This window comes from Thauera humireducens, from assembly GCF_001051995.2.
GTDB lineage: Bacteria > Pseudomonadota > Gammaproteobacteria > Burkholderiales > Rhodocyclaceae > Thauera > Thauera humireducens.
This window is the reverse complement of record NZ_CP014646.1, coordinates 1,721,890-1,735,978: the sequence shown is the minus strand read 5'-3', so window position 1 is coordinate 1,735,978 and position 14,089 is coordinate 1,721,890. Positions and strand designations below refer to the sequence as shown.

Annotated in this window: 12 protein-coding genes; 10 read left to right on the top strand and 2 right to left on the bottom strand. The window is 66.9% G+C overall.

All coding sequences use genetic code 11. From position 1 onward, the window contains the following. Positions 1–176: 176 nt before the first annotated feature. The 7 genes from AC731_RS08225 to AC731_RS08195 all read left to right on the top strand — a co-directional run bounded on the left by AC731_RS08225 (position 177) and on the right by AC731_RS08195 (position 7,958). On the top strand, positions 177–860 hold the full coding sequence (locus tag AC731_RS08225; protein WP_048705057.1) for a TetR/AcrR family transcriptional regulator: 684 nt from the start codon (positions 177–179) through the stop codon (positions 858–860). 210 nt (positions 861–1,070) lie between these two features. Beyond that, positions 1,071–2,177, top strand: a complete 1,107-nt coding sequence (locus tag AC731_RS08220) for a phosphotransferase family protein (RefSeq protein WP_048705055.1) — start codon at positions 1,071–1,073, stop codon at positions 2,175–2,177. Further along, positions 2,171–3,271: an Rv3169 family protein gene (locus tag AC731_RS08215; RefSeq protein ID WP_048705053.1), complete on the top strand. Its 1,101-nt coding sequence runs from the start codon at positions 2,171–2,173 to the stop codon at positions 3,269–3,271. The genes AC731_RS08220 and AC731_RS08215 overlap by 7 nt, the downstream gene beginning before the upstream one ends. Positions 3,272–3,311: 40 nt before the next feature. After that, positions 3,312–4,103 (top strand): enoyl-CoA hydratase-related protein, encoded by a 792-nt coding sequence (locus AC731_RS08210; RefSeq protein ID WP_048705050.1) that lies wholly within the window; start codon positions 3,312–3,314, stop codon positions 4,101–4,103. A gap of 78 nt (positions 4,104–4,181) precedes the next feature. Next, entirely contained in the window at positions 4,182–4,868 is a 687-nt protein-coding gene (locus AC731_RS08205) for a nitroreductase (RefSeq protein WP_048705048.1), read from the top strand. Between the two features lies 1 nt (position 4,869). Further along, positions 4,870–6,474: a GMC family oxidoreductase gene (locus AC731_RS08200; RefSeq protein WP_048705046.1), complete on the top strand. Its 1,605-nt coding sequence runs from the start codon at positions 4,870–4,872 to the stop codon at positions 6,472–6,474. 38 nt (positions 6,475–6,512) lie between these two features. Then, a complete protein-coding gene (locus AC731_RS08195; RefSeq protein ID WP_237266624.1) occupies positions 6,513–7,958 on the top strand; it encodes an aldehyde dehydrogenase family protein in 1,446 nt (481 codons plus the stop codon). A 36-nt stretch (positions 7,959–7,994) separates the two neighbouring features. Here AC731_RS08195 and AC731_RS08190 read toward each other — a convergent pair whose 3' ends face one another. Together AC731_RS08190 and AC731_RS08185 are read right to left on the bottom strand one after the other, a co-directional pair. Beyond that, a complete protein-coding gene (locus tag AC731_RS08190) occupies positions 7,995–8,288 on the bottom strand; it encodes a hypothetical protein (RefSeq protein ID WP_048705043.1) in 294 nt (97 codons plus the stop codon). Positions 8,289–8,366: 78 nt separating this feature from the next. After that, complete coding sequence (locus AC731_RS08185) at positions 8,367–9,473, bottom strand: Rieske 2Fe-2S domain-containing protein (RefSeq protein ID WP_048705041.1); 1,107 nt, start codon at positions 9,471–9,473, stop codon at positions 8,367–8,369. A 250-nt stretch (positions 9,474–9,723) separates the two neighbouring features. Here AC731_RS08185 and AC731_RS08180 point away from each other — a divergent pair, with 250 nt between their 5' ends. The 3 genes from AC731_RS08180 to AC731_RS08170 all read left to right on the top strand — a co-directional run bounded on the left by AC731_RS08180 (position 9,724) and on the right by AC731_RS08170 (position 14,069). Further along, on the top strand, positions 9,724–10,797 hold the full coding sequence (locus AC731_RS08180) for an MBL fold metallo-hydrolase (protein ID WP_048705039.1): 1,074 nt from the start codon (positions 9,724–9,726) through the stop codon (positions 10,795–10,797). A 16-nt stretch (positions 10,798–10,813) separates the two neighbouring features. Continuing rightward, positions 10,814–12,514 carry a class I adenylate-forming enzyme family protein gene (locus AC731_RS08175; RefSeq protein ID WP_048705034.1) on the top strand — a complete coding sequence of 567 codons (1,701 nt, stop codon included), beginning with the start codon at positions 10,814–10,816 and terminating at the stop codon, positions 12,512–12,514. A gap of 172 nt (positions 12,515–12,686) precedes the next feature. After that, a complete protein-coding gene (locus AC731_RS08170) occupies positions 12,687–14,069 on the top strand; it encodes a DUF1329 domain-containing protein (protein WP_048705032.1) in 1,383 nt (460 codons plus the stop codon). Positions 14,070–14,089 lie beyond the last annotated feature (20 nt).

Here is a 14,089-nt window from a genome sequence, read left to right as displayed (position 1 = left end):
TCCACCTTTGTTAGAGTTGAACCGTTCGTGCATCGAACGTGTGGCGGAAAGTATAGGAAGCGTCCCGGCGCGTCTGGAATTCGCATTGCCGGGCAGCTGAGACGGCATGCAAGTCGCTGAACGAAATAGGAAAATTATGTGAACGCGTGCCGACGACGGGTTCACCTCGCATTCTCATGAGCAGCAAGAAGCCCTTTCCCAACGATGTTTTCGCTTCGGGCCGCCTGCCCGCGCCCCGCAAATTGCCGACGCAGTCGCGCTCGCGCTCGCTGGTGACCGCGCTGGTGGAGGCCTGCATTCACATTCTCGAGCGCGAAGGCGTGGAAGCCTTGACGGTCAACCGCCTGTCCGAGGTATCAGGCGTGGCCGTGGGTTCGATCTACCAGTATTTCCCCAACAAGGAAGCAGTGGTGAGCGTGGTCTTCAACCACATCCTCGACGAGGAGGTGTCGGTCCACGTTCCGGCACTGCGCGAACGGGTGACCGGCATGCCTCTGGCCGGTGCGCTGCGCGAGATCCTCGAGAACATGGTGCGGGTCGAACTGCGCCTGTATCGCCTGCACCGCGATTTCCACCTGCGCTATCACCCTGATCTGCAGGTGGGCATGCGCCTCGGGCCTTATGAGAGTTCGCGCGATTACATCGATCAGGCCTGGGGGCCTTTCGTCGCGCTCTATGTGCCGGAGATGACGCCGGCGCGACGCGACATGAGTGCCTACATGTTGTGCATGGGGCTGCGCTCTATGATTCGCGTCACCCTCGAGGACGACCCGGGGCGCGTCGAGTCGCCGGTCTTCACCGATTGCCTGTTGGCGATGGCGCTGGGCGTCCTCGATCAGCACCTTCCGCCCCGCGCTTGAGCGCCCGAAGCGGGTGAAACGCGAAAGGGCTACCCTCTGGTTCCGGTGGTTATTCTTTTTTTCTATTAAAAACAAGGGTCTGTAGGCAGTCTCTGGCGTTCGCCAATGCGAATCGCGGCCGTCTTTGGTGCTCCCTATACTGGTTTCCACTCTGCGTGACCGACCGACGGCCTGCGCAGGGACAGAAGACAGAAAAGAGGAGACCTCCGCATGAACCGAGAGTCCGCCGCGATCGTCGCGGCGCTGGGCGCCTGGCTGAGCGCACGCTGGCCGCAGAAGCAAGACATCGAGTTGGTGGATGTCCGCCCGCCGATCCAGGGTTTTTCGAACGAAACCTGGCTGCTCGACCTGCTCTGGGAGGAAGGCGGCACACGCGAGCGCATTCCGCTGGTGTTGCGCCTGCAGCCGGCAGATACCGCGCTGTTCCCGCGCTACGACCTCTCGATCCAGTACCGCTGCATGAACCAGCTGTCCGGCACCGACGTACCGGTGCCCCGTCTGCTCGGCGAGGCGGGTGTGCTCTCGGACGAAGCCAGCCCGCTTGGGCGGCCCTTCTATCTGATGGAGCGCATGCCCGGCCGCGCCCCGACCGAGAACCCGCCCTACCACCTCGACGGCTGGCTGCATGCGCTGCCTATCGAACGGCGTCGCGCGGTGTGGTTGAACGGCGTCGAGATGATGGCGCGCGTCAATCGGCTCGACGGGGCAGCGCTCGGTCTCGATTTCCTCGATACCCCCACGCCGGGCGAATCGCCGCTCGATCGCCAGCTGCGCAGCCTGCGCGACTTCCTCGCCTGGGCCGAGTCGCTCGCCGAGCCGTACCCGCTGCTGCGTGCCGCGCTCGCGTGGCTCGAGGCGAACCGGCCACAGGGTGAGCAGGTAGGGCCGTGCTGGGGTGATGCCAAGCTCGGCAACTGCCTGTTCGACGAGGAGGACGATCGTTGCACCGGTGTCCTCGACTGGGAGTCGGCGCACCTGGGCAACCCGGTGGACGACCTCGCCTGGTGGATCATGCTCGATCGCTCGCTGTGCGACGGCTACGGCTACCCGCGACTCGAGGGCTTGCCTTCGCGCGACGAGACCATCGCCCACTGGGAACGCCACAGCGGCCTGAAGGCGGACAACCTTGCCTACTACGAATTGTTCTGCGCCTTCAAGTTCGCCCTCATCATGGCGCGCATCGGCTGCCTGTTCATGGACCGCGGCTTCGTTGCGCGCGAGCAGCGAATGGACCTGAACAACGGTGGCAGCAGCATCCTGCGCATTCTCGCTGCGGAGCAGGGGCTGCCGTTTGTGCAAGGAGGCGAAGCATGCTGACTGCCGCCGACGATTACCCGGTCCATCAGTTGCCCGAGCCGGTGGCCTTCGCCGGCAGCGACCGCAACTTCTACGACCGCTACTACTTCCAGGGCTATGACGCCGCGAGCGAGGTGTTCTTCGGTGCGGCGCTCGGTGTCTATCCCCACCTGAACATCATCGACGCGGCCTTCATGGTCCAGCGCGACGGCGTTCAGCACAGCGTCTTTGCATCCCGCCATCTCGATTACGAGCGCATGGATACCCGGGTGGGGCCGATTGCAGTCGAGGTGCTCGAGCCGCTCAAGCGCCTGCGCGTGGCGGTGGACGATGCAGCCCACAACGTCAAGGCCGTGCTCGAATTCACCGGGCGCGCCGCGCCGGTCGAGGAGCCGCGCTTCACCCATCGCGCGGGGTCGCTCACGGTGCTGGACCTGACGCGCATGACCCAGGGCGGCACCTGGCAGGGCGAGATCGCACTCGGCGACGAGCGTCTTGCGGTGCATGGCTGGCGCGGCGCGCGTGACCGCTCCTGGGGCGTGCGCCCGCTGGGGCCGCGCGACACGCGCCCCCATGCCCCGGCAGGCGAGCCGCAGTGGTACTGGCTGTGGGCGCCGTTGCATTTCGACGACTGCATGCTCTTCTTCCACACCAACGACGATGCCCAGGGGCAGGGCTGGAACCGCGCGGCGGTGCTGGTGCCGCTCGACGGTGGCGCGCCGCAGAAGCTGGAGTCGGTCAGGCATCAGGCCGCGTACCGGCCGGGTACGCGCCAGCTTGCCGGGCTGCGTATCAGCGCGACTCTGCCCGCGGGTGAAGAAATCGTGGTCGAGCTGAACTGCGGCGAGGTCGTCTACAAACAGGGCGAGGGCTACAACCACCCTGTGTGGGGGCACGGCATGTATCACGGCGTCTTTGAGACCGCGTTCCAGAACCTGGATACCCGAGTGCTCGACCCCAACGATTTCGCCCAGGTGCATCTGCACGCACTGTGCAGTGCTGAACTGCGCCGACCCGGCCAGGCGCCCTGTCGCGGACAGGGTGTCGTGGAGCAGATGATCGTCGGCGCGCATGCGCCGAGCGGGTTCAAGGGGCTGCTCGACGTCGCTGCGTGAGACGTTCAGCCCGATCTGATGTGAAGAGGATTGAATAACGATGAGCAAGGTTCTGACCCGAATCGACGGCCATGTGCTGACCGTCACCATCAACCGGCCCGAGGCGATGAACGCGCTCGACCCGGAAACTCAGGCGCTGATGTCCGAGGCCTTCGATGCCTTCGCGGCCGATGACGAACTCTGGATCGCCGTCGTGCGTGGCGCGGGCGGCCGGGCCTTCTCGGCCGGTGGCGACATCCGTGCCATGCGCACCGCGCTCGAAGGCGGCGCCCCCTACACGATTCCCGCCACCGGCTATGGCGGCCTCACCAGCCGCTTCGACCTCGACAAGCCGGTCATCGCGGCGGTCGAGGGCATCGCCATGGGCGGTGGCTTCGAGGTGGCGATGGCCTGCGACCTGGTGCTCGCCACCCGCAGCTCGAGCTTTGCGCTGCCAGAGCCGCGCATCGGCGCTGTCGCCTACGCCGGCGGCATGCACCGCCTGCCGCGCCAGATCGGCATGAAGCGGGCGATGGAGCTGCTGCTGACGGCGCGCAGCATCGATGCCGAGCAGGCGGCGGAGTGGGGGCTGGTGAACGAGGTGGTGGACGACGGCGCGATGGATTTCGCCATCGCGCACTGGTGCGCGCTGCTGTGCGCCAACGCGCCGCTGGCGCTGCGCGCGACCAAGGCCGCGGTGCGCGACGGTCTGGCGCTGTCGCTCGACGAGGCGATCCGCCGCCAGGATGCGGGCGGCTATCCGGCCATCGAGGCGATGCGGGGCAGCCGCGACGTGGTCGAGGGCATCATGGCCTTCAACCAGAAGCGCGCACCGGTGTGGGAAGGGCGCTGACGCGTCGGACCCCCAGCACGCCCCCCTGCGGCGGCGCATCAGGCCGATCCCTCTGCATCAACCCGGATGAACCTTTCCATGCAACAGACTGATATCGATCTCGCGGCGGCCTTCGCCGACATCGTCGCGCGTCGCGCGTCGACCCGTGCCTTTCTCGCCGAGCCGCTGCCGCGCGCCGACATCGAGCGCGCCCTCGCGCTCGCCTGCCGGGCGCCGTCGAACTGCAACACGCAGCCGTGGACAATCGTCGTGGCGTCCGGCGCCACCCGCGACCGGCTGGCGGCCGCCATCTCGGCCGACATGATGCGCGGCCACATGGCGCCGGACCTGCCCTACGACGGCCGCTATGCCGGCATCTACCGCGAGCGCCAGGTCGCCGCCGCCGAGGCCCTCTACGGAGCGGCCGGCATCGGGCGCGAGGACAAGGCCGGTCGGCAGGCGCAGTTCATGCGCAACTACGCCTTCTTCGGCGCGCCGCACGTCGCCTTCTTCTTCCTGCCCCCGGGCTTCGGCGTCCGCGAGGCCGCCGACCTGGGCATGTGTGCGCAGACCTTCATGCTGGCGCTGACCAGCATGGGCCATGCGAGCTGCCCGCAGACCGCGCTCAGCTTCCACCCCGAGCGGGTGCGCGCCGAGTTCGACATCGCGCCCGGCGCCCAGCTCCTGTTCGGGGTGTCCTTCGGTCGCCCCGACCCGGCCGCGCCGGTCAATGACGCCCGCGTCGGGCGCGACGTGGCCGCCTGCACGCTGATCCGGGAGGATTGAGATGGACAGCTTCGACTACATCGTGGTGGGGGCGGGTAGCGCCGGCTGCGCGGTGGCTGCGCGCCTCTCCGAGGACCCCGGCTGCCGCGTGCTGCTGCTCGAGGCCGGCGGGCGCGATGACAAGCTGCTGATCGACATGCCGGCCGGCTGGGGCAAGACGCAGGATCCGGCCAGCCCCTTCAACTGGGCCTTCGAGACCGAGGCGGAGCCCGGTCTCGGCGGCCGCAGCGTGCCCTTGCCGCGCGGCAAGGTGCTGGGTGGCAGCTCGGCGATCAACGGCCTCATCTACATCCGCGGCCAGCACGAGGACTACGACGACTGGGTCATGGCCGGGGCGCCCGGCTGGGGCTGGGCCGACCTCGCGCCGTACTTCCGCCGCATGGAGCGCAACCTGGGCATCGCCGACGAGCACCACGGTAAGGACGGCCCGATTGCGGTGTCCGACCTGGTCGACCCGACGCCGCTCGCCGAGGTCATGATCCGCGCGGCCGAGCAGGCGGGCGTTCCCCGCACCCGCGATTTCAACGGTGCGCGCCAGGAAGGCGTCGGGCCGTACCAGGCGACGATCGCCCACGCGCGCCGCTGCTCGGCGGCACGTGGCTACCTGCATCCCGCGCGCAAGCGCAAGAACCTCGCGGTGCACACGGGGGCGTTGGTCGCCGGCGTGGTGATCGAGGGCGGGCGCGCGACCGGGGTGCGCTACCAGCTCGGCGGGCAGGAGAAGCTGGCTGCGGCGCGCGCCGAGGTGATCCTGTGCGCCGGCGCCATCGGCTCGCCGCAGATCCTGATGCTGTCGGGGATCGGCCCGGGCGCGGAGCTCGCGCGCCACGGCATTCCGGTGCGCGTTGATGCGCCCGCGGTGGGCGCAGACCTGCAGGATCATCTGGTGGTGCCGCTGATGTGGCGGCTGCGCGACGGCCAGCCGTCGATGAACCCCCGCCTGGGCGGGGCGCGCGTGCTGCTCGAAGTGATGAACTATCTCATGCGCAAGCGCGGCGCGATGACCATGCCGGCGGCCGAGGTCGGCATCTTCCTGCGCAGCCGCGCGGATCTCCTGCGCCCGGACCTTCAGTTCCACCTGCTGCCGCTCTCGGGCGATCTCGACGGCGAGCACAAGAAGCTGCACGGCTTTCCCGGCTACACGCTGGCGCCCAACGTCTGCCGGCCGACTTCGCGTGGCGTTGTCAGCCTCGCCTCGGCCGATCCTGCCGCGAGGCCGCGCCTGCGCATGAACTACCTGAGCACCGAGCATGACGTCGAGGTCACGCTGGCCGGCATGGCGTGGGCGCGGCGCATCGCCGCCGCCCCTGCGCTCGCGGCGATCACCGCGGGCGAGGTGTATCCCGGTGCGGCCGCGACCACGCGCGAGCAGTTGCTGGACTATGCCCGCCGTGCAGGTAGCACCGGACATCATCCGGTGGGCACCTGTCGCATGGGCAGCGACGCCGCCGCGGTCGTCGATACCACGCTGGCGGTCCGCGGCGTGACAGGCCTGCGCGTGGCCGATGCCTCGGTGATGCCGCGGCTGATCTCGGGCAACACCAACGCCACGTCGATCGTGATCGGCGAGCGTGCGGCCGAGTTCGCGCGTGCTGCGCGGCGCTGATGTCGAACGCCAGCTTGGGATTGAGGAGCGAGATGAAGATGAACGGTGACGAAGTGGCGCGCCTGCAGACGCCCGACGAGGCGGCGCTGTGCGCCTGCCTCGAGGCGATGAAGGCCGCTCAGACGCGTGACGGCCTGCCGGATGCGGCCCTGCGCACCGATCGCCTCACGCGGCTGATGGTTCTGCTGCGCGAACGGGCGGACGATTTCTGCGCTGCGCTCGACGCGGATTTTGGCGGGCGGCCGCGCGAGACCTCGCTGATGAGCGACGTGATGGCGACCTTCAACACGGTCAAGTACGCACGCGGGCGGATCCGACGCTGGATGAAGCCCGACCGGCGCGACGGCGTCGTCCCTTTCAACCTGTTCGGGGCCCGGGTCGAGGTGCAGCGCATGCCCAAGGGGGTGGTGGGCATCCTGGGGCCGTGGAACGTGCCGTTGTTCACCACCCTGGCGCCGCTGGCCTTTGCGCTCGCTGCCGGCAACCGCGCGATGCTGAAACCGTCGGAGTTCGTGCCACGCACCTCGGCCCTGTTGCAGGCGGCGGTCCAGGACCTGTTCGCGGCGGACGAGGTCGCCGTGTTCACCGGCGATGCGGCGGTGGCGGGGGCATTCAGTGCCTTGCCCTTCGATCACCTGGTGTTTACCGGCAGCACGACGACCGGTATCCGGGTGATGCGGGCCGCGGCCGAGAACCTGGTGCCCGTCACGCTGGAACTGGGCGGCAAGTCGCCGGTGGTGGTCGGCCGGAGCGCGGATGTGCGCCTCGCCGCGGAGCGCATCTTGAGCGCGAAGGTGATGAATAGCGGCCAGGTCTGCGTCAGCCCGGACACGGTGCATGTCGCGGACGAGCTCGTCGAGCCCTTCATTGCGGCGTGCGAGGCGGTTCATCGACGCCTGTTCCCCCCGGTCGCCGGCGATGCCGCGCTGACCTCGGTGATCGACGCGCGCCACTTTGCCCGCATCCGCGGCTACCTGGACGAGGTCCGCTCGGCAGGCGGGCGGATCGTCGACTGCGGCGGGGGCCTGGCCGGCAGCGGGCGCAAGCTGCCGCTGCACCTGGTGGTCGATCCCCCAGCCGGCGCGCGGATTGCGCAGGAGGAGATCTTCGGCCCGGTGCTGCAGGTCGAGCGCTACGCGGACATCGCTGCGGTCATCGATCGCATCAACGCCGGGCCGCGTCCGCTCGCGCTTTACTACTTCGGTGCTGACCGTGCAGAGGAACGTCGGGTGCTGGCGCACACCCTGTCCGGTGGCGTAGCGATCAATGACGTGATGCTGCAGGTCGCCGCGCACGACGCGCCCTTCGGCGGCGTGGGCGCCTCGGGCATGGGGGTGTATCACGGGCGAGAGGGATTCAACGAATTCTGTCATCCGCGCACGGTGTACCGCAGCGGCTGGTGGGATCCGCGCAAGGCCCTCGGCTTGTTGCCGCCGTATTCGAAGAAGCTCTATGGGCGCCTGTCGAAGACGCTGAAGGTGTGACGCATCGCGGCCCCGTCCAGACGGGGCCGCGTCGTTTCAGACGAGCGTGACAAGTGCGAAGGGCAGCCCGGCCAGCCCGGTCCAGCCCATGCGACCCCAGAACGCGAGTGCGGGAGACTGGTGGTTCCAGAGGCCGAGCGCGCCGAAGGCGCCCATGGCGCCGGCGCCGTCGATCCAGAAACCGGCCAGTCCCGCCAGGCCGAGCAGGCCGAGCATGCGGATGGCCGCCCCGGCGCGCGTGGGAAGGACCGGGCGACGGATGCCGGCGAGGCCGGCGAGACCGATGAGGCCGATCAGCCCGACCCAGGGCGCGACACTTGCAATGACCATGTGGAGATTCCCTGTGTGCGAAAGATGGAAAAACGGCCTGTCGGAATGACAGGCCGTCCTTGTGGTGCGTGCGGCGGATCAGGCCTCCACGGGCGTTTCGGTGTAGGGCGCGATGCCCTTGGGCACGTAGTAGCCCTCGCACTGCTCGAGGTATTCGTTCTTCTTCGCGCGCGGGTTGTAGAACTGCTTGTACCAGATGCGCGCCTTCATGAACGGGCCGTCGCTGGGAATGAAGAGGCCGTTCAGGCAGGCCGCCTTGTGCGACCACACTTCGAAGTCCTGCGCGAAGGCGGTGAGCGCCATCTCCTGATAATGGCGCGCGGCCACCATGTCCGTATGGGTCGCGACCTTGCTGCCGCTCGGCGACTTGACCAGCAGCGCGTGCCAGACCTTGATTGAACCGTCATCGACCGGGGTGTTGCAGATCATCATCACCGCGTCGTACAGGCCGGTGAGGTGAGAGATCAGCACGCCCGGGCCGTGGTAGATGGTGATGGTGTGCAGCACGGGGCTGACACCGTCCTCACCGACCAGCGTGCGGTGCGGCCCGCACTGGCGCTGGATGGCGTTGTGGCCCTTGAATTCGTTTTCGTACTTGAGCACGGTCGAGCCGTGAATCGGGCTCAGGTGACCGTAGTCGCAGATGTTGTCGATGACTTCCTGCGGGTGCTGGTTGAGGATGCCCAGGTGGTCGAATTTCCAGTGCACCCAGGCCGGGTCGTTCCACTCCTTGAGGCTGGGGTGATCCCATTCCGGTTCGCCGCCTTCGGGGTCGTGCCACACCCAGATCGCCCCCAGGCTTTCGACCACCGGCCAGGACTTGACCTTGGCCGCGGCGGGGATCTGGCCCTCGTGATAAGGGATGTGGTCGCACTTGCCGTCCGCGCCAAAGCGCCAGCCGTGATACGGGCAGCGGATGCCGTCGCCTTCGATGTTGGTGCCGCCGCCGTCGAGCACGACGTACGAGGTCTTGTTGGGTGCGGCGAGGTGCGTCTTCATGTGCGGACAGTAGGCGTCGAGCAGCACGACCTTGCCGCTCTCGCGACCGCGGTAGAGCGCGAAGTCCTGGCCGAAGAAGCGCACCGCGAGCGGCTTGTGGGTGTCGAGTTCGGACGCCTCGGCAATCATGAACCAGCCGCGCGGGAAGGTGTATTCACCAAGGCGATAGTCTTTCGTTGTGGCCATGCGGGCCTCCTCTTCGTTGTGATCCAGTCTGCATTCCGCCGGGCCTGCGCCAACCGTAGGCCCGAAGTACCTAGCATTGACGATTCTGTCGAGGCTCCAGGGGCTGCACATCCTCTGTTTGGACGATGGAGCCCGGATGCTCGGGGAGCGGGTGGGGCAGGGCGGCGGATATCGTCCTTTTGGACGTGTCGATGTCCAGCGCCCCCGCCTAATGTGAGGCTAGGACAACAATGACAATGACGGAGACACCATGGTCGATATCGTGCAATCCCCTGCAGAAGCGGCCGCCAGCGGCAAGGAACGTATCGCGTTTCCGTTCGCGCCGCCGCGGCCCGACGGCGAACTGGTCGAGCTGGCACAGGGCATTTTCTGGGCGCGCATGCCGATGCCGATGCAGCTCGATCACATCAACGTCTATCTGCTGCGCGACGGCGACGGCTGGTTCATCGTCGATACCGGGCTCAACCTGCCGGCCTCTCGCACGCTGTGGGAATCGATCGTCGAGCGGCATTTCGAGGGCCTGCCGCTCAAGGGCGTGATCTGCACGCATTTCCACTACGATCATGCGGGCTTGTCGGCGTGGCTGACCGAGCGTTTCGAGGCGCCGCTGTACATGACGCATGGCGAGTACTTCACCATGCGTACGCTCGCAGGGCCACCCCCCGAGCCCTTGCCGGATTCCCTGCTCAAGTTCTACCTGCGTGCCGGCATGCCGCGCGAGCGGGTCGAGGAGATGTTCGCCAAACTGCGCCGCGATCCCTTCATGCCGCCTCAGCCGCGGGCGTTCAACCGGCTGCGCGAAGCTCAGGTGCTGACGATCGGCGGTCGTGACTGGCGGGTGGTGATCGGCGAAGGTCACTCGCCCGAGCATGCCTGCCTGTATTGCGATTCCGACCGCCTGCTGATCGCCGGCGACCAGTTGCTGCCGCGCATCACCTCGAACGTGCTGGTCTCCGACATCGAGCCCGAGGCGAATCCGCTCAAGCTCTGGCTCGATTCGCTCGACCGCCTCGCCACGCTCGCACCCGACACTCTGGTGCTGCCCTCGCACGAGCGGGTGTTCCGTGGCCTGCTGCCGCGGGTTGCGGAACTGCACGCCCATCACGCCCAGCAGTTCGAGATCGTGCGCGCCCATCTGCGCGAAGCCGGCAGCGTCACGGCATTCGAGACCAAGTCCAAACTATTCCCGCGCGTGCTCAGCGCCGTCGAAGACATGATGGCGCTCGGCGAAACCATCGCCCACCTGTCCTTCCTGCGCTATGCGGGCGAGCTTCGCCGTGTGCTGGACGATGACGGGCTTTACCGTTTCAGCCTTGCAAACTGATCTTCAGGAGTAATCGATGTCCCCGCTTTCCGAACTCGCCCACAAGGTTCGTGCCCAACTGACGGCGCCCGGTGCGCCTTTCGAGACGGAGGAGGCCGAGGTCGATGGCCGCAGCTTGCGTGTCTATCGCAATGCCTTTCCGACGCTGCCTGCCTTGATTTCGAGTGCGAGGGCGCATGGCGCCAAGCCCTTCATCCGTTACCAGGGCGAGACCTGGACCTATGACCGTTTCTTCGCCGAGGTCGATGCCATTGCCGCACAGCTGCGCGCATGGGGACTGAAGCCGGGCGAGCGTGTCGCCATCGCGATGCGCAACCGGCCGGAGTGGGCGGTGGTGTTTGCCGCGGCAGCGTTGATCGGTGCGGTGCCGGCGCCGCTGAACAGCTTCGGCCTGGGCGAGGAACTGCACGCGGCACTCGAGGACGTCGAGCCACAGGTCTTTGCCTGCGACGCCGAGCGACTGGCGCGCATCGATGCAGATACCCGGGTTGCGGGTTGCCGCATCCTCTGCGTGGGTGAGGGCGCGTTGCCGGCCGGCGTCGCCGATTATCGCGCGCTGGCCAGTCAGGGGGCAGAACCCGCGCAGGCGCCCGCGCTCGGGCCCGATGATCCGGCGCTGATCCTGTTCACCTCGGGCGCCACCAGTCGTGCGAAGGGGGTGCTGTCCTCGCAGCGTGCGGTGTGTCAGGCCCTGTTCAACATCGATTTCATCGGCGCGCTGTCGGGCATGACCTCGCCCGAGGCGGTCGCGGCGCTGATGGCGAAGGGCTTGCCGCCGACCACCCTGACGGCCGTGCCGCTGTTCCACGTCAGCGGCCTGCACGCGCAGTTGCTGAGCTCGCTGCGCAATGGACGGCAACTGGTGTTCGTGACGCGCTGGGACCCGGCGCAAGCGATGGATGTGATCCGTGAGGAGCGGATCACCCAGTTCAATGGTGCGCCGTCGATGGTCATGCAGCTGCTGGCACAACCGGGGTTTGACGACCCGGCGCAGACCGGCACGCTCGCAGGTCTGGGGTTTGGCGGTGCGGGCTTGCCGCAGCGGCTCATCGACGAGGTGATGCAGCGCCGGCCGAACTCGCTGTCGGGCATCGGCTTCGGCCTGACCGAAACAAATGGCGTGGGTGCCGCTGCCTCCGGGGCGCTGTTCGCCTACAAGCCGCGCAGCTCGGGCATGACCTCGCCGATCGTCGAGGTCCGCATTGCGGACATCGATGGCCAGCCGCTGGCGCCTTGCCAGTCGGGGGAGATCTGGCTGCGTGGCGTTACCGTGATGCAGGGCTACTGGCGCAACCCGGACGCCACCGCTGCAGCGATGCAGGATGGCTGGTTCCGTACCGGCGACGTCGGCTATCTGGACGAGGAGGGTTTCCTGTTCGTCGTCGACCGCATCAAGGACGTCATCAATCGCTGCGGCGAGAAGATCGCCGCGGCCGAGGTCGAATCGTGCCTGCTGCAACAGCCGGACGTGCTCGAGGCCGCAGTGTTCGCGGTGCCCGACGAAGAGATGGGCGAAGCAGTGGCTGCCGTGGTGTCGGTGCGCGAGGGGAGCGGGCTGGATGCCGAGGCCTTGCGTGCGCACGTCGGTGCACATCTGGCGGCCTACAAGGTTCCGGCCATCGTGCAGGTGCGGGCCGATGCCTTGCCGCGCAATCCGGCGGGCAAGCTGCTCAAGTCCCAGTTGCGCAGCGCTTTCATCGCAGCCTCGCAGGCTTGAGACAGTTCAGCCGGATACGTCGACTTAGTCCCATCGGACGATGTGACAGGTGATCCGAAAACAGAACAATGCAAACGGGTGCAGAGGCCGCGGTAGGGAGAGATGGACGCGCTGCATCCGGTTCGCTGGATCAATCGGGACACACAAAACGCCCACCAGGAAGGAGACTTAAATGATGAAAACCCGTGTTTGGGTGCCGGTCATGACCACGATTGCATTGTCGATGGCAGCCGGTAGTGCAATGGCCAAGGTGACTGAAGCCGAAGCCGCAAAGCTTGGCAAGGAACTTACCTGCGTTGGCGCCGAGGCCGGCCCGAACGCGGACGGCAGCATCCCGGCCTTCTCCGGGAAATGGCTGGGCAAGCCGCCGCACGTCGAGTACACGCTCCACTCCGGCCAGCATCCGGTCGATGTCTATCCGGAAGACAAGCCGTTGTTCGAGATTACTGCTGCGAACATGGACAAGTACGCGGACAAGCTGAGCGACGGCCAGAAGGCCCTGTTCAAGCGCTTCCCCGAGTCCTTCCGCATGCCGGTGTACCAGAGTCGTCGTGATTTCCGCTACCCGGACGTGATCTGCGAGCTGGCGAAGAAGAATGCGCTCGAGGCGGAGTTGATCGATGGCGGCCTCGGCTACACGGGCTACAAGGGGCCGGTTGGCTTCCCGATCCCGAAGGCGCCGATGGAAGTCCTGGCCAACATGAACTTCCCCTACCGTGCCTTCACCGAGCATATCGTGCGCGACATCGCCGACGTGGGGTCGGACGGCAACATCACTTGGGGCCGCCAGGTCAACAAGAACCTCAACGTTGTTACCCAGCCCACTGAGCTTGGCAAGCCGATGGAAGGTCTGATGGCCTACTCGATTTCCGGCACCTTGCTCCCTGAGCGCGACCGCGGCAGCTACACCGCGTCGCAGGAACCGGTGAACTTCGCCAAGGCCAAGCGTCTGGCGTGGCAGTACGACCCGGGCACCCGTCGCGTGCGCCAACTGCCGACCTACGGCTTCGACTCCCCGATGGGTGGTACCGGCGGCAAGATGACCATCGACCAGGACCGCCTGATGAACGGCGACCCCAGCCGCTACGAGTGGACGCTGCACGGCAAGAAGGAGATGTACATCCCGGCCAACGCGTACCGACTGCACTCGAAGGACGTGAAGTACGCTGACCTGCTGACCAAGGGCCACGCCAACCCCAAGTTCATGCGCTATGAACTTCGCCGGGTGTGGGTGCTCGAGGGCAAGCTCAAGGAAGGCTATCGCCACGCCTTCGGTAAGCGCGTGATGTTCATTGACGAGGACAACTGGCAAGCATCGGTGGGTGACTACTACGACACCCGCGGCGAGCTGTGGCAGCACGCCTTCATCAACCACTATTACGCTTTCGATCTGAACGCATGGCAGGCCGGCACCGCCTTCTATCACGACCTGAACTCGGGCGCTTACGTTGGCTTCAACCTGGTCCAGGAGCGCGACAAGGCATGGGTACTCAATGCCGGCGACCTGACCCCCGACATGTACACCCCCGCCGCGCTGCGTGCGATGGGCCAGTGAGCGAATCAAGCGAACCATAG

Coding starts and splice junctions, on each gene's coding strand:
- AC731_RS08225 (WP_048705057.1), top strand. CDS start 177: ATGAGCAGCAAGAAGCCCTTTCCCAACGATGTTTTCGCTTCGGGCCGC.
- AC731_RS08220 (WP_048705055.1), top strand. CDS start 1,071: ATGAACCGAGAGTCCGCCGCGATCGTCGCGGCGCTGGGCGCCTGGCTG.
- AC731_RS08215 (WP_048705053.1), top strand. CDS start 2,171: ATGCTGACTGCCGCCGACGATTACCCGGTCCATCAGTTGCCCGAGCCG.
- AC731_RS08210 (WP_048705050.1), top strand. CDS start 3,312: ATGAGCAAGGTTCTGACCCGAATCGACGGCCATGTGCTGACCGTCACC.
- AC731_RS08205 (WP_048705048.1), top strand. CDS start 4,182: ATGCAACAGACTGATATCGATCTCGCGGCGGCCTTCGCCGACATCGTC.
- AC731_RS08200 (WP_048705046.1), top strand. CDS start 4,870: ATGGACAGCTTCGACTACATCGTGGTGGGGGCGGGTAGCGCCGGCTGC.
- AC731_RS08195 (WP_237266624.1), top strand. CDS start 6,513: ATGAACGGTGACGAAGTGGCGCGCCTGCAGACGCCCGACGAGGCGGCG.
- AC731_RS08190 (WP_048705043.1), bottom strand. CDS start 8,288: ATGGTCATTGCAAGTGTCGCGCCCTGGGTCGGGCTGATCGGCCTCATC.
- AC731_RS08185 (WP_048705041.1), bottom strand. CDS start 9,473: ATGGCCACAACGAAAGACTATCGCCTTGGTGAATACACCTTCCCGCGC.
- AC731_RS08180 (WP_048705039.1), top strand. CDS start 9,724: ATGGTCGATATCGTGCAATCCCCTGCAGAAGCGGCCGCCAGCGGCAAG.
- AC731_RS08175 (WP_048705034.1), top strand. CDS start 10,814: ATGTCCCCGCTTTCCGAACTCGCCCACAAGGTTCGTGCCCAACTGACG.
- AC731_RS08170 (WP_048705032.1), top strand. CDS start 12,687: ATGATGAAAACCCGTGTTTGGGTGCCGGTCATGACCACGATTGCATTG.